The 19,766-nt window shown below is 60.2% G+C and carries 15 protein-coding genes; 4 read left to right on the forward strand and 11 right to left on the reverse strand.

The genetic code is table 11. The features are described from left to right. Positions 1-203: 203 nt before the first annotated feature. The 3 genes from AWR36_RS03835 (at position 204) to AWR36_RS03845 (ending at position 2,505) form a co-directional block, all read left to right on the forward strand. Positions 204-1,052: a mechanosensitive ion channel family protein gene (locus AWR36_RS03835; protein WP_067081226.1), complete on the forward strand. Its 849-nt coding sequence runs from the start codon at positions 204-206 to the stop codon at positions 1,050-1,052. Between the two features lie 138 nt (positions 1,053-1,190). Continuing rightward, complete coding sequence (locus AWR36_RS03840; protein WP_067081228.1) at positions 1,191-1,784, forward strand: FMN-dependent NADH-azoreductase; 594 nt, start codon at positions 1,191-1,193, stop codon at positions 1,782-1,784. 223 nt (positions 1,785-2,007) lie between these two features. Beyond that, positions 2,008-2,505 (forward strand): nucleoside deaminase, encoded by a 498-nt coding sequence (locus tag AWR36_RS03845; protein WP_067081230.1) that lies wholly within the window; start codon positions 2,008-2,010, stop codon positions 2,503-2,505. Positions 2,506-2,571: 66 nt separating this feature from the next. Here AWR36_RS03845 and AWR36_RS03850 read toward each other — a convergent pair whose 3' ends face one another. From AWR36_RS03850 to AWR36_RS03870, 5 genes are all read right to left on the reverse strand, one after another. Next, a complete protein-coding gene (locus AWR36_RS03850) occupies positions 2,572-4,932 on the reverse strand; it encodes a TonB-dependent receptor (protein WP_197409218.1) in 2,361 nt (786 codons plus the stop codon). A 20-nt stretch (positions 4,933-4,952) separates the two neighbouring features. Further along, positions 4,953-5,762, reverse strand: a complete 810-nt coding sequence (locus AWR36_RS03855; protein WP_067081236.1) for a DUF547 domain-containing protein — start codon at positions 5,760-5,762, stop codon at positions 4,953-4,955. Positions 5,763-5,940: 178 nt separating this feature from the next. Further along, the gene (locus tag AWR36_RS03860) at positions 5,941-8,013 is read right to left on the reverse strand and encodes a TonB-dependent receptor (protein WP_176491090.1); all 2,073 of its coding nucleotides are present in this window, start codon (positions 8,011-8,013) and stop codon (positions 5,941-5,943) included. Positions 8,014-8,155: 142 nt separating this feature from the next. Next, positions 8,156-11,326: an efflux RND transporter permease subunit gene (locus AWR36_RS03865; RefSeq protein ID WP_067081242.1), complete on the reverse strand. Its 3,171-nt coding sequence runs from the start codon at positions 11,324-11,326 to the stop codon at positions 8,156-8,158. A gap of 10 nt (positions 11,327-11,336) precedes the next feature. Continuing rightward, positions 11,337-12,518, reverse strand: a complete 1,182-nt coding sequence (locus tag AWR36_RS03870) for an efflux RND transporter periplasmic adaptor subunit (RefSeq protein ID WP_096866609.1) — start codon at positions 12,516-12,518, stop codon at positions 11,337-11,339. A 262-nt stretch (positions 12,519-12,780) separates the two neighbouring features. Here AWR36_RS03870 and AWR36_RS03875 point away from each other — a divergent pair, with 262 nt between their 5' ends. Continuing rightward, the gene (locus AWR36_RS03875; RefSeq protein WP_231745235.1) at positions 12,781-13,407 is read left to right on the forward strand and encodes a TetR family transcriptional regulator; all 627 of its coding nucleotides are present in this window, start codon (positions 12,781-12,783) and stop codon (positions 13,405-13,407) included. A gap of 51 nt (positions 13,408-13,458) precedes the next feature. On the opposite strand, the gene AWR36_RS03880 is transcribed toward AWR36_RS03875, so the two are convergent. Genes AWR36_RS03880 through AWR36_RS03905 form a run of 6 tightly spaced genes read right to left on the reverse strand, consistent with a single transcriptional unit; the run spans position 13,459 to position 19,757 of the window. Next, positions 13,459-15,153: a Na(+)/H(+) antiporter subunit D gene (locus AWR36_RS03880; RefSeq protein WP_067081272.1), complete on the reverse strand. Its 1,695-nt coding sequence runs from the start codon at positions 15,151-15,153 to the stop codon at positions 13,459-13,461. Then, positions 15,150-15,470 carry a hypothetical protein gene (locus tag AWR36_RS03885; protein ID WP_067081274.1) on the reverse strand — a complete coding sequence of 107 codons (321 nt, stop codon included), beginning with the start codon at positions 15,468-15,470 and terminating at the stop codon, positions 15,150-15,152. The genes AWR36_RS03880 and AWR36_RS03885 overlap by 4 nt, the downstream gene beginning before the upstream one ends. A 7-nt stretch (positions 15,471-15,477) precedes the next feature. After that, positions 15,478-16,938, reverse strand: a complete 1,461-nt coding sequence (locus tag AWR36_RS03890; RefSeq protein WP_067081277.1) for a proton-conducting transporter transmembrane domain-containing protein — start codon at positions 16,936-16,938, stop codon at positions 15,478-15,480. Then, positions 16,938-18,422, reverse strand: coding sequence for a monovalent cation/H+ antiporter subunit D family protein (locus AWR36_RS03895; RefSeq protein ID WP_067081280.1), 1,485 nt, complete (start codon positions 18,420-18,422; stop codon positions 16,938-16,940). The genes AWR36_RS03890 and AWR36_RS03895 overlap by 1 nt, the downstream gene beginning before the upstream one ends. Next, positions 18,416-18,769, reverse strand: coding sequence for a cation:proton antiporter subunit C (locus AWR36_RS03900; RefSeq protein WP_067081283.1), 354 nt, complete (start codon positions 18,767-18,769; stop codon positions 18,416-18,418). Before AWR36_RS03900 ends, AWR36_RS03895 begins: the two co-directional genes overlap by 7 nt. After that, positions 18,759-19,757 (reverse strand): DUF4040 domain-containing protein, encoded by a 999-nt coding sequence (locus AWR36_RS03905; protein WP_082679368.1) that lies wholly within the window; start codon positions 19,755-19,757, stop codon positions 18,759-18,761. The genes AWR36_RS03900 and AWR36_RS03905 overlap by 11 nt, the downstream gene beginning before the upstream one ends. Positions 19,758-19,766: the final 9 nt, after the last annotated feature.

Below are 19,766 nucleotides of genomic sequence, written 5' to 3' on the forward strand. Positions count from 1 at the left end.
ATTTCGAGTGTAGTTGAGTGCCGAAGTCAGCCCGCCGGGCGCGGCGGCGACCGTTCGCGGCCGCGCTGCGTCACCTTCGCAGAGCCCGCCCCTGTCTATTCTTCTATTAGTGCGAATGAGTGGTGCGTTGTCGCCCGGAGAGTCCCTATAATTGGCGCCCTTTTCTCTCTGGCGGACCGCGATGCGGACACGGTAGTCACCCCATGTTGGAACAGATCCTGGATAACAAACTGATCCTCTCGGCCCTGATGATTGCCGGGATTCTCTTGCTGCGCCTGTTGCTGACGTTGCTCTTTGCCCGCATCAGCCGCTGGCCAAAGCAGGACCGTCGTCGCCGCATCAATACCGTCCACAACATCTGCAACCTGCTGATCGTGATCGGCCTGGTCGGCATCTGGGTATCGGAGCTCAGGGAGTTTGCACTCTCTATTGCGGCATTCTCCGTTGCCATTGTGCTGGCGCTGCGGGAGCTGGTGCAGAGCCTGGTGGGCAAGCTGTACCAGGCCAGCATGCGCTCGTTTCAGGTGGGTGACTGGGTCATGGTCGGCGAGCAGTTCGGTGAGGTGATCGACAGCGACTGGCTCAGCACCACCCTGCTCGAAATCGACCCTCATGGGCTCGGCAGTGGCTATACCGGCATCACGCTGTACATCCCCAACAACGTCTTCTTTACCAAGCCGGTGAAGAACCTCAATTTCATGCGTCGCTACATCGAGCATTCTTTCTCCATTACCCGCGAGAACAAGGGCGGTAATCCGTTTGCCGCCAAGGCGTTCCTGGAAGAACGTATCCGCGAGCACAGCGAGGCCTTTCACGATGTGGCGGTGCGCTATTGCCAGATGATCGAGCACCGCACCGGGGTCGAACTGGTGGGCACCGACCCCAAGGTGAGTTTTACCACCAATGAGCTGGGTCACGATGTGGTCACGATTACGATGTTTTGCCCGCGGGAGGAGGCCCACGAGATTGAGCAGCGGGTGACAGAGGATTTCTACAATTTCTGGTACTCGGGCCCGCAAAGTGTGGCCAGCGACGAAACCGGCACCCATTGAAGGCCGGTTGATCGTGGGCCGCACACCCTAAAGCTGTCGAAATATTCGCAGAATACAGCCTTATTTTTCCAACTTTTTATCGAATTAAGCGGTGCTTTAATGCCTTTCATCGACCCACTATCCCGATGGAGGCATTCAATGCGCAAGTTACTGCAACTCAACAGCAGCCTGTTTCAAGGCGGCGGCCAATCCAGCCAGCTCGGTGACGCCTATGTCGAGCGCTGGCTGCAGGACAACCCCCAAGGGCAGGTCAACCGCCGGGATCTTGCTGCCGAACCAGTCCCACACCTGAACCTGGCCCGCTTCCAGGCTTTCACGACCCCGGAGCCAGAGCGCACACCGGAGCAACGCGAGGTGGCGGCCTATTCAGACCGGCTGATTGCGGAACTGCAGGAGGCGGACGTCATTGTGCTCGGTATCCCGATGTACAACTTCAGCGTCCCGTCCACTCTCAGCAGTTACTTCGATCACGTGGCCCGCGCCGGTATTACTTTCCGCTACACACCCGAGGGTCCGGAAGGACTGCTGGCTAATAAAAAGGCCGTGGTGTTCATTACCCGCGGTGGCATTTACGGTGAAGATCACGCCCAGAGCGCCTATGTGCGTCAGTTCCTTGGCTTTATCGGCATCCAGGATGTGGAAATCATTCACGCCGAGGGGCTGGCTGTTGGCGAGGAGTCGAAGCAGCAGGCACTGGACTCCGCCAGAGAACAGATCGCCAAGGTGGCGTAACGCAAGCCCCAACTTTGGTGCCAACCCCGGCCCTGACCACGCTCCGTCAAAGCGTTAGGAGCCGGGGGCTTTCGCTCCGGAGTGCCCCCACCACCAACCACCTGCCGCATCTTCCCACCGGGCTGAGCCCGTTGCTGTTCGCCGCGCCAACACCACAGGCAGCACCGCACCGGGCGCTACCCTGTTAATGCCGGCAATCACAAAACCCACAGGATACTGTGCCATGGCGGATCAGCCCGAGAGCGCGAGGCGCGCAGCAGAACATAGCAGGCTTCTGGCCAGGGCGGTTTCACTCGCCCAACGCAGTGTTACCGAGGAAGGCGGGCGACCCTTTGGGGCTGTGCTGGTGAGAGACGGGCAGATATTGGCGGAAGCCGTCAACACGATTCACCGCAGTGGTGACGTAACCGCCCATGCGGAAATCGAGGCACTGCGGGCAGCGACAACGGCCGCAGGAAACCCCCGGCTTGAGGGCGCAACCATGTATGCCAGCGGGCACCCCTGCCCCATGTGCCTGGCGGCGATGTACCTGAGCGGCGTAACTTCCGTGTATTACGCCCTCTCCCAGGAAGATGCGGAACCCTACGAACTCTCGACCGAGGGGATTTACCAGGAACTGGCCAGCCCACCCGCCGCACGCCAAATCCACATGCAGCATATTCATGTCCCCGCCGGCGACGAACTGTATTCCTCCTGGCACAAAGGAAAGAAGAGCCCCTGAGCAGCGCCTCACATCGACACTGCCCCGGGCGAAATTCGCATTCGCTACCGTGATGACCCGAGGCGATTACAGCTGATAGGTCAGACTCAGGTCCCAGTAACGTGGCAACTCCGGGAATACCAGAGTGGAACCGAAGTATCCCCCCTCAAAGACCGGCGCCCAGTTCTCCTCATCCGTCAGGTTGAAAATATCCAGGCGAAGGCTCGTTCTCTGATCGGCAAATTGATAGCGGACATTGCTGTTCAGGGTGAACTGGGCAGGAATCTCGACCGTTTGCAGGTAATCCAACGGATAACTGCCTGTTGCTACCAGGCTGGCGCCCGCCGACCAGTGTTCGCTGAACTGATAGCCTAAAGCCGCCGAGCCACTCAGGCGCGGAATACCCTGCAGCCGGGCGTTAGAGGCCGGGAAGGCGGTGAAATTCGGTGCTCCCACCCCGGTGCCGACGACGATATCCGGGCGGGAATCATCAAAGGCATCGAGTACCTGGCGGGAATCCTGGAAGGCGGCGGAGTCGTCAAAGCGGGCATCGAGGTAACTGGCACCGGCATTGGCCCACAACCGCTCGCCGCGATACTGCAGCTGCATTTCCACCCCGCGGGTGCGGATGCCGGAGTTACTGCCGTCCCGATTGCGCAGGCTGCGGGTCTGATCGAAAACGGCAGCGTCCCAGTACCAGGCTGATCCGGCGGGAGCGTATTTGTAACCCACCTCCAGTAACTCATTCTCCGTGGCAAAGTTGAGGGGATTGATGGTGTTATCGCCGCCGAGGCTATTACCGCCGCCAAGGCTGTTGGAGGTGGACTCCTGATAGGCCAGCGTGGCATACGCCATACCGGCATCACCGGGCTGGTACTGCAGGCTCAGGTTTCCGGACTTGAGGAAGTCGTGATGTTTATCTTCCGCTGCAGCGACACCCTGCGGCGCCAGGGGATCGCGGGCCTCAACCCGATACCAGTCGCCACGCACGCCGGCGGTGACGAGCCAGCTTTCGGCCACTGGCTGCCGATGCTCGAGGAAGATACCGGTCTGCAGGCTGGTGGAGTCGGTGGTGTCCGACAGGTTGAAATCGCCGGCACCATCGCCATCCAGGTCGTACTGGCCGCCGGGAGAAACATACAAACCGGGGCGCAATTCCACCAACCGTGCTTTCTGGGCATCAGTAAGCGGGATACGGCGATTGCTGAGGGGGCCGGTCAGATCGATTGGCAGATCGGCCTCGGTGGTGAACTGGCTGTACCCGAGCACATCGTTATAGCGCAGGCCGATTCCAGCCACCGTATTTTCCAGGTGCCACTCGCTGCGGTTTTCGAAAGTGTTGGCGCCGTCAATGATCTCGACAAAACTGTTCTGGGCAACCTCTTCCCGATTCAGGTGCTCAAAATAGGTGCGATTCACAAATCGCACCGAATCTGCGAGGGCTGTCTCGTAAGTGGAATGCAGCAGCAGGGTGTCCGCGCCATTGATATCCCGAGGGTCGGTCAGCACGCGGCTGCGATCAATACTTACCAACCCGGTCGGGGTGACCACCGCACCGGCACCCGGCACAGTCGAACCATCGGGGCGTACCCCCTGCCCCTGAACGTAGAGCCCGTCGTCGATCAGGGCCTGGGTCGGACGGTTGATACCGGCGTTATCGGTCCAGCTGACGTCGTAATACTCCAGGGACAGGTTCCACTCTGCATCCCCGGAAGGTTTCAGGCGATAGGCAGCGAACAGGTTGTTACTGTCGAGGCCGCTGAAATCGTAGAAGCTGCCCTCGTTACGATGTTCCAGGCTGACACGGACCGCACTGCGGGACGGATCCAGTACAGAGGAGTAATCCAGCTGCGACCGATAGCGGTCCCACTGCCCTGCGCGCAGATCCGCGCTACCGGTAGAACGTTCCAGGCTCGGCCGCTTGGGCTCCAGGTTCACGAAGCCGCCGGTGCGCTGGGTTGAACCCAAAATCACCGAGGGCATGCCCCGCACCACGTCCACCTGCCCGACACCGTTGAACGACAGGGGAATCCCGAGACCATTGTTGCCCACCTGGCGACGCATGCCGGCTTCAAAGACCTCCCCCAGCTGCCCGCGAATGGTGGGCAGGCTGGGCGCGCCGAAACCGGTGGCTGAATAGGTATTGGGGGCGACACGCTGCAAATCACGCAGATCCTCGACTGCCGCGGCATCCAGCAGCCATTCGCCCACGGGCGTCATCGAGCGGGCAATCTCGGCGGCGCTGAGGCCACCACCGAAGGCGCCGTCTGCTGTCTCACTCCGGGGGCCAACCGGTGTCTCGTCAAGCCTGTCGCCCAGCACCTCGACAAATTCCGTCGCCTCGCCTGAAGCATTGGCCGCTTGATCGGCGGCGACAGATGAAGCCCAAAGCAATGCGGCCAGCGTGGCGGCCAGTGGCTTCAGGGGGAAATGCTCTCTATCCATCATTCTTGTGGGTCCTTAGCTCTTTAATCTTTGAGGCGGGTGGCAGCAGCGGCATCGTTGAGGCGCCAGTCGTAATCCAGAAACTCGATCGCCATCCTATCGTCGCGTAGCGCGTCCGCCTGGCTGGGAGTCAGATCCAGCGCACCACGATAGTCGGAGAGAAACGACTCCAGGCTTTCATGTCCTCGCCAACCATTGGCAAAATCTTCCCGATACCATTTGAAAATTGATGACAGCGCCAGGGTCCCGGGGCCGGAGAGGCGGTTCCGCGAGCGATCCGAAAGAAAGCGCCGGGTCTGCTCTTCCAGCTGCCGGTCCAGGTCAGCCCCGCGGTACGCCTCCTCACGGAGCATCGGGCAACCGACGCTGGCACAGTTGACTGCAAAATGTATGCGGGGATCGCTGAATCGTCCCCGGATCATGCCGTGTTCTATATCATCGAGGGAGTATTGTTTGCCAAAAAGGCTCACAAATTCTTTCTTCCAGGGTGAGCGAAACAACCAGCCGAGATCCCGAATTGAATCCAGGTCCGGAAACTGTGTCAGTATCAAGCGCACGGTGGCCGCATTGTAGGCATTGATCAGAAAAGCGAGCCGTACATCTTCAGGCCATCCCGAAAACTCCCCCTGGGGCACCCCAGCCAGCAGGGAGAGATAAGCATCCAGCTTGCCTATGTCCCCGGCCATGCCCCGATAATCCACCTGGGACACACGGCCGTCCTGACTCACCACCAGATGTTCTGCCAACAGTCCTGACCAGCGACTGTGATCGAAACCTGACGCCGGCATGGGCAGCCATGCCAGAGAGGCTAACAACGGCAGCAATCGCCACATATTGGGTTTCCTGGTTCGGTGTATGGGGTAGCGGGAACGTTTTGTTGTTGGAATCAGTCGCGGCTGGAGCACATTTGTTACATCAACATTGGGCGTAACTACAACCAGTGCCGCGACTTCATTGCAATTGCCCCCCACAACCCGGCGATAAACCCCGGGCGCTTCTACCGGGTTCTGTTCAGAACTCCAGCGCAAGCTCGGCATAAATAGAGCGCGGCTCGCCGGGAAAGTAGCGATCGCCGGAGAAGTTACTGAAATCTGCCCGCTCCGCATATTGCTCATCCAGTAGATTGAGCAGGCGCAGCGCTGCGGACCAGCCATCGCCAAGATTACGGCGGGCGCGCACATTGAGCAGGTCGTGGCCCGGGTAACTGTGAAGATTGAGGGGGTCCGTGTAGTAGCGCCCGCGGTGCAGCCACTCCAGCTCCATCTCGCTGCGATCATCTGGCTGCCAGGTGATTCGCGCACTACCGAAGGCCCGGGGGGCAGAGTCCACCAGTTTTCCGTCGAGGGGAATTCCGTCCAACAGGCGCTCGTCGCGATAGCGGTGCTCGGCATAGCTTGCGGCGAGATCCAGCGACCAGTGTTCTGTCAGCGCATAAGCCAGGGCCAGTTCCACCCCGCGATGACGGGTGGCGCCGCCAGAGCGGTTGAAGAAGTCGGCATCGCGAAAGATTACATTGCGCTTCTCCATGGCAAAGCCCACCAGCTCGTAATCCAGCTCGCCCCGCCGTCCTCGCAGCCCCAGTTCCAGGCTGCGCATTTCCTCGGAGTCCAGATCGGCCACCGACTGTTCCCGTTGCAGTCGATAGAGTTCGGTGGCCTGAGGCGCGCGGAAACCGTGAGCCAGATTGATAAACAACTGATGCAGCGGGGCCCAGTCGTAGACCAGTCCCAGGGATGGGGACCAGTTCCCGAAGGTATCTTCCCTGTCTTCCGGACGGCTGTAGCGGCAGCCACCAAAACCGCAGGCACTACCGTCTTCGCGGGTGCGACCAGCGATCATTTGGTTGTCGTAATCGTAGCGAAGCGCCTCCAGCCGCAGACCCGCCTCCAGGGACAGGCGCTCGCTGGGGGTGAAAGCCGCCAGCATAAAGGGTGACACGAGGGACGCGCCCACCTCGTAGTCATAGTGCTTTCCCTGGGGGACGGTCTCCTGCAGGAACGCGGAGCCCGTCGTCTGGCCAGGCTGGGACTGGCGCAGCGCGGCTTCGGTCAGCTCTGCGTCCAGACCCGCCGAGACCACAACGCTTTCAGAGAGCGCCCCCTGCACACTGGAGCGGAATCCAACACTGGCGTGGTCGGTCTGCTCGAGAGGCTGGCCGGGCAGGAAATGCTGCAGGAACGCCATTTCGCCCCAACGCCCATAGGGAGTGAAACTGAACTCATGGCCGGATTCAATGGTATGACTCAACGTGTGGGAAAGGCGGGCCGAGCGAACGTTGCGAAAGGCCTCCGGGTTCGGATTCGAGCGGCGCAAAACATCATTCCGGAACGCATCCTCGCCAACGATGTAGCCGGCGGTTTCCTGCTCCAGGTTGGTGACGTCGATGCGGGTCACATTGCGGCCAGAGTCAGACCGGTAGGCAAGGCTTAACTTCTGCTGATCAAAACCGGATTGCGCGCGGTAACCGCCATCCTGGGCCAGCGAAAGCGCGGAAGACAGCGCAGCGCCGGACCCGCTGACCGCATTGTTGCGAAGGTTGAGCTTCCAGCGATCCTCGGGACCGGTTTCAACCCGCGCACTGCCGCCCTCAGCGGTTCTGGCGGTGGGTCCAACCACATTGATCACACCGTGCATCGCCCCGGCACCGTGCAGGGTGCCAGCGGGACCCCGTATCACCTCAATCCGCTCTGCCTGTTCGCTGTGGGCTACGAACAACTCGTTGACATTGCAAAACCCGGCAGGGAACAGGGGAATGTTGTCCTGCATTGCCAGCACACTACCACAGGCGCCGGCGCCGGTGAGTACCGGCGAGCGCAGTGCCGGCAAATATTCCTGACCACTGCCGCGGCTGACGTTGGCACCCGGCACACGGGCCAGGCTCTGCTGGATATGATCGTGGTTTACCAGCGACAGTTCGCCACTGCCAAGCACGGACAGGCTGCCGGCAAATCCTCCCCGGCCTGTCGCCAGCGGACTGGCGGTAACGACAATGGCCTCCAGTCGCTTCGCCTCGCGAAGCGGAGAGTCACTCCCGGACTCCTGGGCCCAGGCACCCAAACTCAACAGAAGCGACAGTAAGGCCACAACTCCCCGCATCTCGTCCTCGCTCTACGCTGCTTATTTTCTATTCCAACCTGTCGGTTGCCGGCAATTTTACGTTATCGGCCCGACAAAAAAGAACGCCGGCGATTGCCGGCGCTCTATTTCTACGTTGTGCACCGGGCCATCAGACCACAGTGCTCGCCTCCTGCACGGGAGTTTGCTTGAGCGCTAGCTGCTCCCGATCCTCTGGTCTGGCGGTTCGGCCAAACACACGCTGCACCACCACAAAGAACAGCGGGATGAAGAATATCCCCAGCAGGGTGCCAACCAGCATACCGCCCAGGACCCCGGTTCCGATGGCCTGCTGCGCACCGGAACCCGCACCGGAGGCAATGGCAAGCGGCAATACACCGAGCCCAAAGGCCAACGAGGTCATTAGGATCGGGCGCAGGCGATCGCGCACCGCCTGCATGGTGGCCTGGACCAGCTCCATGCCCTCTTCCAGGTTTTGCTTGGCGAACTCCACAATCAGGATGGCATTCTTGCTGGTCAGGCCCACTGTGGTGAGCATGGCCACCTGGAAATAGATATCCCTCTCCATGCCGCGCAGCGTGTTGGCCAGCACCGCACCGAGAATACCCAGCGGCGCCACCAGCAGCACGGCGGTGGGCACAGTCCAGCTCTCGTAAAGCGCAGCGAGACACAGGAACACGATCAACAATGACAGGGTATACAGTAACGGCGTCTGCGCGCCGGCCTGACGCTCCTGATAAGAGAGCCCGGTCCACTCGATACCGATCCCGGCGGGCAACTGGGCCACGAGACGCTCCATCTCGGCCATGGCCTCACCGGAACTCACGCCCGGTGCCGCCGAGCCATTGATCTGCATCGCCGGCACCCCGTTGTAGCGCTCGAGGCGCGGGGAGCCATACTCCCAGCGGAAACTGGCGAAGCTGGAAAGCGGCACCATCTCGCCTTCCCGGTTGCGCACGGACCACTGATTAAAGTCCTCCGGCACCATCCGGTAAGGCGCATCGGCCTGCACATACACTTTTTTTACCCGACCGCGATCAATGAAGTCATCGATATAGCGGCCACCCCAGGCAGTGCCGACGGTGGAATTGATTTCGTCAATCGAAAGTCCGAGTGCGGCTGCTTTTTCCGTATCGATATCCAGCCGGAATTGCGGCGTATCCTCCTGGCCATTTGGTCGCACATTCACCAACAGTGGACTCTCCCCGGCGGCACCCAGCAGCTGGTTGCGGGCCTGTGTCAGAGCCTTGTGCCCCAGATTGGCATTGTCCTTGAGGTAGAAGTCGAAGCCGCCGGATGTACCCAGCCCCGGCATTGCTGGCGGCGAGAAGGCAAAAGCCATGGCGTCCTTGATCTGCATCAGCGCACCCATGGCCCGCATGGCGACGGAGCCCGCATCCTGGCCCGGCTCCTCGCGCTCTTCCCAGTCATGCATATTGACGAAAGCAATACCGTTGTTCTGGCCGCTGCCGGCAAAGCTGAAACCCTGCACGCTGAACACGGACGCGACCGTATCCTGCTCGTGGTCGAGATAGTAGTCCTCAACCTTTTTGATGGAGTCCATGGTGCGCTGCTGGGTTGCCCCGACTGGCGTCTTGACCATGGAGAACAGCACGCCCTGGTCCTCTTCCGGCAGGAAGGAGCTGGGCAGGCGGAGGAACAGCACCATCATCACGGCGGCGAGGGCGGCGAAGAGCAGCATGAATCGGCCACCGCGGCCGAGGATGCCACGCACACCCCGCTGGTAGCCGGCGGTACCGCGCTCAAAGTTGCGGTTAAACCAGCCGAAGAAGCCGGTTCTCGCGTGCCCCTCCCCCTTGGCAATGGGCTTGAGCATGGTGGCGCAGAGGGCCGGCGTCAAAACAATCGCCACCAGTACCGATAGCGCCATGGCGGCGACAATCGTCGCTGAGAACTGCCGGTAGATCACCCCGGTCGCACCTTCCATAAAAGCCATGGGGACGAATACCGCCGACAGCACCACGCCGATGCCCACAAGGGCCCCGGTGATCTGTTTCATTGACTTGCGGGTGGCTTCCCGGGGGGAGAGCCCCTCCTCGCTCATCACCCGTTCCACGTTCTCCACCACCACAATGGCATCGTCCACCAGCAGTCCGATGGCCAGCACCATGGCAAACATCGTGAGCATATTAATCGAAAAGCCCAGCGCGGCCAGGATTCCGAACGTGCCCAGCAGAACCACCGGTACGGCAATGGTGGGAATAATCGTGGCGCGGATGTTCTGCAGGAACAGGTACATCACCAGGAAAACGAGGATCACCGCTTCCACCAGCGTCTTGATCACGCCCTCGATGGAGACCTTAACGAAGGGCGTGGAGTCGAACGGCACCACCGTCTTGATACCCGTCGGCAGAAAGGGCTCCAGCTCCGCGAGCTTCTCGCGCACGCCCTCGGCGGTCTCGAGTGCGTTGGCGCCGGTGGCGAGGGTCACGGCCAGGCCGGTGGCAGGCTGGCGGTTGAAGCGGCTGATGAAGTCGTAATTCTCCGCGCCGATTTCCACCCGGGCAATATCACCCAGTTTCAGCACGGAGCCATCGGGATTGGAGCGGATGACAATATCCCTGAACTGCTCCGGGGTTTCCAGGCGCCCCTGGGACACCACGTTGGCATTCAGTTGCTGGCCGTCAATGGCGGGGGTGCCACCAAGACTGCCGACTGCCACCTGCTGGTTTTGCGCTCGGACCGAAGCGATGACGTCGCTGGGTACCAGCTTATAGGTCTCGAGTTTGTTCGGGTCCAGCCAGATGCGCATTGCGTACTGGGAGCCAAACACCTGGATGCCGCCAACGCCGGGCACACGGCTGATGGGGTCAACGATGTTCGCATTGACGAAATCGGCAATGTCGGAGCGGTTCATGCGCCCGTCCTCGGACACAAATCCCACCACCATCAGGAAGCCGCTGCGGCCTTTTCCCACATTGACGCCCTGGCGCTGCACGGCCTCCGGCAGCAGTGGCATGGCCAGCTGCAGTTTGTTCTGCACCTGTACCTGGGCAATGTCCGGGTCGGTGCCATTGGCGAATGTCAGGGTGATGTTGACCTGACCAATGGATTCACTGGTGGCGGACATATAGAGCAGGCCGTCCAGGCCCGTCATGTTCTGCTCGATCACCTGGGTCACCGAGTCCTCCACCACCTGTGCAGAGGCGCCGGGATAGCTGGCGCTGATGCTGACCGTCGGCGGGGCGATATCCGGATAACGCTCCACGGCGAGCTTGCTGATCGCCAGCCCGCCGCCGAGCATGACAATAATCGCAATCACCCACGCAAAGATGGGTCGATCGATAAAAAATGCTGCCATGTTTGCGACCTCAGGAATCCGCTGCGACGGTGTCTTCGGTGGATACCACCTGCTTTTCACTACCGGCCTTCTCGCGCTCGTCCTCGACGACCGTCACGTTTGCGCCCGGACGCACTTTCTGCAGGCCGGCCACAATCACACGGTCGCCCGCGCTGAGTCCCTCCTCGACCAGCCAGCTGTCGCCAAGGGTCTGGCTCACAACCACCGGACGCACTTCAACCTGGTTTTCACCGTTCACGACCATGGCATTGGTGTTGCCCTTTGGATCCCGCATGACACCCTGCTGGGGCACCAGAATGGCCTGCTCTCGGACTCCGCGACCGATTTCCGCGCGCACGTACATGCCGGGCAAGAGCATGTGGTCGGGGTTTGGTACTACCACCCGCAGTAACACGCTACCGGTGCTGGGGTCGACCCGAGCCTCGGCAAATTCCAGTTGTCCGCGATGCTCGTAGACCGTCTCATCATCAAGCAGGATGCTTACCGGCAAATCACGTGCATCCTCGACACTGCCGGCTTCAACGGCACGGCGGAGGCTCAGCAGTTCGCTCGTCGACTGATTGAGATCGACGTAAATCGGGTCCAGCTGCTGGATGGTGGCCAGCGCCTGGGCCTGATTGGCGGTGACAAGAGCGCCCTGGGTGACGCTGGACTTGCCGATGCGTCCGGAAATAGGGGCGCTGATACGTGCATAGTCGAGGCTCAGCCGCGCTCGCTGCACTGCCGCGCGGGCCTTGGCCACGGCGGCCTCCGCCTGCTGCAGTGCGGCCCGGGCACTATCGTTGTCCTGCGTGCTGACCGCACCGGTCTTCACCAGATTGGCCATCCGCTCCGCTTTCAGCCGGGCCACATTGAGCTCCGCGCGGGCGCCCTGCAGTTCGGCGCGGGTGCTCTCATAGTCAGCGCGATAGACAGCATCGTCCAACTGGTACAGAGGCTGACTCCCCTCGACGATGCCGCCTTCCCGAAACAGCTGCTCTTCCACCAGCCCGTTCACCTGCGGGCGCACCTCCGCCACTTTGTAGGGGTTGGTTCGCCCGGGTAACTGACGGGTGAGCGTCACTTCCTGCGGTTCCAGAGTCACCACTGCGACTTCAGGGACCATCGCCGGCCTGCCGCCCTGCTCCTGACTGCAGGCCGCCAATAGGGTTACGGCAGCCAACAGGCCAAAAGTCAGATTCCGATTCTGCATGATTACCTCTCAGTGACCGCTAGGCCGGCGAGTGCCTGTCCGGGGCGAGTTTGTCGCCTATGACAGGAATGAATGGTTTTGAGTGCCGCGCATTCTATCCCCGGGCGGGAATTGCCGGCAAGTATTCATTCATGAATGAATATGAATTACACTGCCGCCGCTCGCACACCGCGGCCAGCCCGGTGTGTAAAACCAAAACGGTTCAGGCAATTGATGTCAGTCGGGGAAGTGAATAGTGGCCAAGCGGCGTAAAGAAGATGCAATGGAAACTCGCGAACGCATACTGGATGCGGCCGTGACCGTGTTTCACCAGCAGGGTGTCGCCCGCCCCTCCCTGACCGAGGTGGCAGAACTGGCCGGTGTAACCCGAGGCGCTGTTTACGGGCATTTCCGCAATAAGGCGGACCTGTTCAATGCGCTGGCTGAGCGCGTGCAACTGCCGGGAGAGAAACTCTGCGAGGGTGCCAGCGAAGATGCCCACCACAATCCCCTCGGCATCCTTCGTACCCGCTGGCTCTGGCTCTTTCAGGAAGTGGCCTGCAACCGGCAATGGCAGCAGATCCTCGACATCATCCTTCACCGCTGCGAGTTGGTCACCGAGAGCGGAGAGATTACCCAGCGAATGCTCGATTGCCGCGAGGAAGGTCTGGAGCGGATGCGACAGCTGATTGGTGGCGCCGTGACACGGAAGCAACTGCCCGCGGACCTGGACGTGGAGTTGGCGGCCCCGATGCTGCACGGCGCACTTGTGGGCTTGCTAGGGGACTGGCTGCTGCGACCCGATGGGCGGGATCTGGCCCTGCTGGGGGAGCGCTACCTGAACACGCTGATCGACATGCTGCACCACGCTCCCAGCCTGCGCCGGGAGCCGGCGCCAGCCCCCTCCTGAAGAGCAGCGTCATAGCAGCCGCTCTTCCGGCCCGGATGTACCGGAGATCTCTTAAAGGGCAAAGCCCAGTAATAGATAGAAGCCGAGCAGCAGCACCACCCCCGCGACCATACTACCGGTCAGCCAGTTCCGGGCCAGCAGGCCCTCCGGCTTGTGATGGCTGCTGACCGCGTCGACCAGGCTGGACGCCCCACTCCGTGCTGCGGCGCGCAGGCGGCTGTCCAACCTCAGAATTCCACCACCGATTCGGCTCCCAGCGCTCGGGAACAGGCGCCGGTAGAACCAATCCACATCCAGGTTCACCGATGGCAGCTCTGGCGGATACAGACGCCGCAGGTTCAGCCAGACAAACGCCAGCGCAGAGAAGAAGAGCAGCTGTAACTGGGTCAGCACATGGGTGGTGTCGTAAGGGGTATAGGCCACTTCATAGGGGAGCAGCTGGTAGAGCGCTTGCGGGTAAATCCCGACCAGCAGGCAAAGGGCCGCAGCGATGGTCATGGCCAGCAGCATATTGCGCGGCGGTTCCTGGGCACGGATACCGCTGTCATGGGCGAAGAAGGCAAAATAGGGAATCTTGATGCCTGCGTGATGGAAAACCCCGGCGGAAGCAAACAGCAATATCAGCCATACCCAGTCATAGCCATTCTGCAGCGCGGCACTCATCACCATGGATTTACTGACAAAGCCGCTGAACAACGGGAAGGCCGAGATGGAAGCCGCCCCGATAATACAGAGCACCGTGGTCTTCGGCATGGTCTTGTAAAGACCGCCAAGTTCTGAGCCGTTGATCTTGCCGGTGACGTGCAGCACCGCCCCCATGGACATGAACAGCAGACCCTTGAAAATCACATCATTGAAGGCATGCGCCACCGCACCATTGATGGCCAGCGCAGTGCCGATACCGATGCCCACCACCATAAAGCCCAGCTGGTTGATCAGGCTGTAGGCCAGCACCCGTCGCAGGTCATTCTCGATCACTGCATAGAAAATCGGGAAGCAGGCCATCGCTGCTCCGATATAGACCAGCAATTCGGTACCCGGGAAGGTGCGGGCCAAGGCGTAGACCGCCACCTTGGTTGTGAAGGCACTGAGGAAGACGGTCCCGGTCGGGGTCGATTCCGGATAGGCGTCCGTCAACCAGCTGTGGAAGAAAGGGAAGGCACACTTGATACCGAAGGCGATGAACATCAGCCAACCGGCGGCGCCCGACTCAAGCCCGATCGGGCCGAGGGTCAGCGAGGGATCCGTGCGACTGTAAATCACGATCCCCACCAACAACAGCAACCCCGAGAGAATGTGCATGATCAGATAGCGCAGGCCGGCACCATAGGAGGCTGCGCTCCGACGTGCCCAGACCAGAAACACCGATGTCAGCGCCAGCAGCTCCCAGAAAATAAACAGTGTCAGCAGATCGCCCGCGAAGACGGCGCCCAGAGCACTGCCGGCATAGAGCAGGCTCGCCGCCTGCTGCAGCGTGTCCCGCACGTGCAGCGAATAGATCACCGCAATCATTGCCGCCACATGAAAGAGATAGCCGAACAACAAACTGAGCCGATCCACCGAGAAAAAGACCAGCTCAAACTGCATGAGACTCACGGTTGCGTACTCACCCGCGGGAGTGCCCCACAGATTGGCGAGACTCACCAGCGGAACCAGAATAGTGAGCAAGGCACGGGGCCAGCCACGCAACAGCAGAACCAGTGCCGCAGCAACAAAAAATGCGATAAACGGGGGAATCAATATCACGGCTGCGCCCTCCCCTGCTCAACGTCCACTGCTCGCTGGTTGGCATTATCCTTGTCGGCATCGTCGGTAGACGCCTGATAATAATCCTCGGGCCGCATAAGCAGCACCCGCATCCACTTGGCCACCACTACCAACACCACGCAGCCGACAAAACCATAAAGGGGATAGAAGCCGAACAACCCTTCCCAGGCATGCTCAGTGTGGCGATGCACAACCAGTTCCAGGCCCACCAGCACGGCGCAGCAAAAATAGAAGACTCTCAACAGCCGCTGCACGTTTTTCGGATTGTCGAAAAGGTAGTTATCTTTATGCTTCATGAGCCGACTAGAGCCCCACCTGAATCAATCGGGAGATAATTGTTGGGTAGGCGAGCAGCAAGACACAGCCGATGGCTGTCACCGCTATCGCCAGCATTGAGGGCCAGGGCGCTTCTCGCACCGCTACAGGGCCTGTTGCCTGCACACCATTGCGGGGGAAGAATGCGCGCAGGGGGATCGGCAGCAGGTAGGCAATGCTGAGCAGCGAACTCAGCATCAGCAGCACAACCAACAGCCACTGCTCTGCCTCTACCGTGCCCAGCAGCAGGAACCACTTGCTCCAGGTGCCGCCGGTGGGTGGAACTCCGATAATACAAAGGCTCGCGAGAAAGAAGGCGCCCATGGTCAGCGGCATCTGCCGGCCGAGGCCGTCCAGTTCACTGATCTCGGTTTTGTGCGCAGCAACAAGAATGGCACCAGCACAGAAAAACAGGGTGATCTTGCCAAACGCATGCATCACGATATGCATGGCCCCACCGGCAATACCGGCGGAGGTGGCTAGCAGCGCACCCAGGGTGATATAGCCCAGCTGACTCACAGTCGAATAAGCAAGACGGGCCTTGAGGTTGTCCTGCCGCAGCGCAACCAGTGAGGCCAGCAAGATAGAGACCGCCGCCAGATACAGCAGCCAGGTCGTTGCCGGGATGGCTTTGAGGGTCTCCAGCCCGAAAATCATCAGGCACACCTTCAGAATCACGAATACCCCGGCCTTAACCACGGCAACCGCATGCAACAGCGCACTGACTGGAGTCGGAGCCACCATGGCCGCCGGCAACCAGCGGTGAAATGGCATGATCGCTGCTTTTCCCACACCAAAGACATACAAGACCAGCAGCAGCGACAGCACCGCCGGACCGGTTTCCGGCGGGAAAACCCCGCCCCGGGTAAAGGAGAGAGTACCGGCCAACAACCAGGTTCCGGCGATCGCCACCAGGAAAAAGCCAACGGAGGTGCCGAGCAGGATCATTAAATAGGTTCTGCCACCCGCCTTTGCTTTTTCCGTGCCCGCATGCGTCACCAGCGGGTAGGTAGCGAGCGTCAGGACCTCATAAAAAACAAACAGCGTAAACAGGTTTTCAGCAAAGGCTATCCCCATTACCGAGGCAATGGACAGCGCAAAGAGTGCAAAGAAGCGCGTCTGGTTGGCCTCGCCGTGGCCGCGCATATAGCCGATTGCGTACAGTGTGGTAACGATCCACAGGAAGCTTGCCACCAGAGCAAACAGCAATCCAAGAGGTTCAGCCCGGAAGGCGATCTCGATCCCCGGCATTACCTCTGCCCACGACAGGCCTATTACCTCTCCATCTAACACCGGGCGGTAAAGCAGGGACACCGCCCAGAGCAGGCAACCGGCACTGATCAGGGACACGGCTTCACGCAGGTTCTGACGACGGTCCGCAAACAACACACCCGCAAAAGCCAGGATCGGCAGCCCGAGCGCGAGCCCCAACAGAGTGTCTGTGCCCATTACGGCGCCCCTCCCAGAAGATAGGCTGAAGCCGCCTGTGTAACGGTGACCGGAAGACTGGTCTCAACACCGAAATACAGGTTCGCCAATACCAGGCCCCAGGTCGGGATCAGGATTCCCAGGGGTGCCTCATTCCTGCCCTGCTCCGGCAACGACTTATCCGGTCCCTGCAGGTAGGCGGCATCAATCAGGCGCCAGACGTAAACCGCCGACAACAGTGATCCCGCTACAATGAGCAACGCCAGTATCCAGAAGCCGCTGTCGATAGCGGCCGCAATCAGGTGCCACTTACTGATAAATCCGGCCGTCAGCGGCATACCCACCAGGCTCGCCCCGGCAACTGCAATTGCTCCCATGGTCCAGGGCATGCGACGACCAAGGCCGCGGAAATCTTCAAGTGCGCAGCCGCCAGCCCGCAGAACCAGTCCCGCCAGGGCGAGGAACAACGCCGCCTTCATCAGTGCATGATTGAACAGGTGCAACAGGGTGGCCTGCAGTCCTGCCACTGTGCTGATACCGATACCGACAATCATGTAACCGATCTGGGCCACTGAGGAGTAGGCGAACATCCGCTTGATATTCGACTGGTAGATCGCCACTGCCGAACCGACGAAAACACCGGCCAGCCCGAGCAATATGAACAGCGACTGCAGCGGCAAGGCCGACAGCGAGAAGTCGATCCCGAACACGGTTACGGTGAATCGCACCAGCAGATAAAGGGCGACCTTGGTGGCAGTGGCTGCGAGAAACGCGGTCACAATCGACGGGGCACTGCTATAGGCATTGGGCAGCCAGAGATGCAGCGGGAAAAGTGCCAGCTTGAGGCAGATGCCTACCAGGATAAAAGCAAAGGCAGCCAGTACCGCGGTAGAACTCTCCACTGCCGGCAGCCTCTCTGCCAGGTCCAGCATGTTGAGAGTACCGGTCATCATATACAGAAAGCCGATACCAATAAGAATAAAGGTGGCACCAATGGTGCCAAGCACAAGATATTGAAATGCTGACCACAGTGCGCGTCGGTCGCGACCCATCGCGATCAGGGCATAGGTGGACAGCGAAGAGATTTCCAGGAATACGAATACATTGAATACGTCTCCGGTTGCCACGATGCCCAGCAGGCCGGAGAAACACAGCAGGTAGAGGGTATAGAAAATGGTCTGGCGCGAAGCCCCCAGCTCGGACTCCACACTGGCGCGCGCCGCAGCAATAACCGCGGTACTGACCCCCGTGACGATGAACAACACCCAGGCATTGAGCACATCAATCCGATACTCGATCCCCCAAGGTGCGTCCCAGCCCCCGAGACTGTAGCGAATGCTACCCTCTGACATGACCTGCTGGAGCAACAATGCGCTGACAACAAAGGCCGCGAGACTGACCAGCAACGTAAAGGCCCATGACAGGCGCGATTTTTGCAAAAACAGGCAGGAGGGGGCCGCCACCAGCGGCAGGATGACCTGCAGGATGGGAAGATGCGTTAACACTGGGAATCTCTCGTCAGAATATCCTGCTCTTCAACTGAGCCGTAGGACTGGCGAATTCTCAGCACGAGCGCCAGCGCCAGTGCCGTGGTGGCGATACCCACGACGATAGCGGTCAGGATCAGCACATGGGGCAGAGGATTGGAATAGACCGTGGCAAGCTGACTGAGGATAGGCGCACTGCCGCCGGTGACTTTTCCCACACTGATATAAAAGATAAACACCGATGTTTGAAAGACATTCAGGCCAATGATTTTCTTGATCAGGTTGCCCTGGGCAATAACCATGTACAGGCCCGTCATCATCAGCAGAACGACGACCCAGTAATTGTAGAGCGCGCTAAGAAGCATGCTGAACTACCCTCCCCCTGACGAGCTGCGCGGAGAAAACGAAGAACACCAGCATCATCACAGCAGCCACAGTAATGCCGACACCCAGCTCGATGGCGATAATCCCGAGATGCTGGCCGGTAACGGAGTCACCAGCAAGGCCACTGTAATCGAGGTAGTTGCGGCCACTGACAATCCCCAGCACGCCCACCGTGCCATAAACCAGCACACCCAATGCGGCCAAAGCCTGCACCAGGGAGCGGTTAACGATGCGCTCGACCGCATCGAGACCAAAGACCAGCGAATATAAAATGAAGCCAACGGCAAAGATGACCCCCGCCTGGAATCCGCCCCCGGGGCCGTATTCACCATGAAACTGGACATAGAGGGCGAACAGCATGATCGGCGGAACCAGCACCTTGCCCACCACTCTCAGCACCAGGTGCGACGGCTCGGCCATGGGAGACTGAACCTGCCGCGGCAAAGTCTCGCCCTGCAGTCCCAACAGAGAGAGCACGCCAAGGCCGGCAGTAAAGATTACGACTACCTCGCCAAGGGTGTCGAAGGCACGATAACTGGCGAGCACTGATGTCACCACGTTCGGAATACCGATTTCACGCATGGAGTCTGTGAGGTAGCGCGGCGCCACATGCAAATGCGCCGGCGCGTCGGGGGAACCGAAAGCCGGCATTTCCAGCGTGGCAGAAATCAACAGCAAGCCCACCACCGTCACGCTGATGAGTGCCAGGATTGCCCGCTGGGGATTGGCGCGCTGCGCCCTTCCGCAGATGGCCAAAGTGGAGAGCATCAGCAGGGGTGATATCCCCGCTCCCACTGCCGCTTCCGTAAAGGCAACGTCCACCGCACCCATGCTCATGAAGAAGCTGGCTGAAAGCAGGCCATAGATTCCCGCCAACATGACCGCAGCGAACAGATCACGGGTCCAGGCGATATAAACCGCTGTCACCAGGAGCAGTGACAGCAGGGTAATATCCAGTATTAGCTCCACAGTATCGTC

This window comes from Microbulbifer flavimaris, assembly GCF_001641755.2.
Taxonomy (GTDB): Bacteria; Pseudomonadota; Gammaproteobacteria; order Pseudomonadales; family Cellvibrionaceae; genus Microbulbifer; species Microbulbifer flavimaris.

What these genes read in the sequence shown, in the direction of transcription:
- AWR36_RS03835 (WP_067081226.1), top strand. Translation starts at nt 204, where the DNA reads ATGTTGGAACAGATCCTGGATAACAAACTGATCCTCTCGGCCCTGATG.
- AWR36_RS03840 (WP_067081228.1), top strand. Translation starts at nt 1,191, where the DNA reads ATGCGCAAGTTACTGCAACTCAACAGCAGCCTGTTTCAAGGCGGCGGC.
- AWR36_RS03845 (WP_067081230.1), top strand. Translation starts at nt 2,008, where the DNA reads ATGGCGGATCAGCCCGAGAGCGCGAGGCGCGCAGCAGAACATAGCAGG.
- AWR36_RS03850 (WP_197409218.1), bottom strand. Translation starts at nt 4,932, where the DNA reads ATGATGGATAGAGAGCATTTCCCCCTGAAGCCACTGGCCGCCACGCTG.
- AWR36_RS03855 (WP_067081236.1), bottom strand. Translation starts at nt 5,762, where the DNA reads ATGTGGCGATTGCTGCCGTTGTTAGCCTCTCTGGCATGGCTGCCCATG.
- AWR36_RS03865 (WP_067081242.1), bottom strand. Translation starts at nt 11,326, where the DNA reads ATGGCAGCATTTTTTATCGATCGACCCATCTTTGCGTGGGTGATTGCG.
- AWR36_RS03870 (WP_096866609.1), bottom strand. Translation starts at nt 12,518, where the DNA reads ATGCAGAATCGGAATCTGACTTTTGGCCTGTTGGCTGCCGTAACCCTA.
- AWR36_RS03875 (WP_231745235.1), top strand. Translation starts at nt 12,781, where the DNA reads ATGGAAACTCGCGAACGCATACTGGATGCGGCCGTGACCGTGTTTCAC.
- AWR36_RS03885 (WP_067081274.1), bottom strand. Translation starts at nt 15,470, where the DNA reads ATGAAGCATAAAGATAACTACCTTTTCGACAATCCGAAAAACGTGCAG.
- AWR36_RS03890 (WP_067081277.1), bottom strand. Translation starts at nt 16,938, where the DNA reads ATGGGCACAGACACTCTGTTGGGGCTCGCGCTCGGGCTGCCGATCCTG.
- AWR36_RS03900 (WP_067081283.1), bottom strand. Translation starts at nt 18,769, where the DNA reads ATGCTTCTTAGCGCGCTCTACAATTACTGGGTCGTCGTTCTGCTGATG.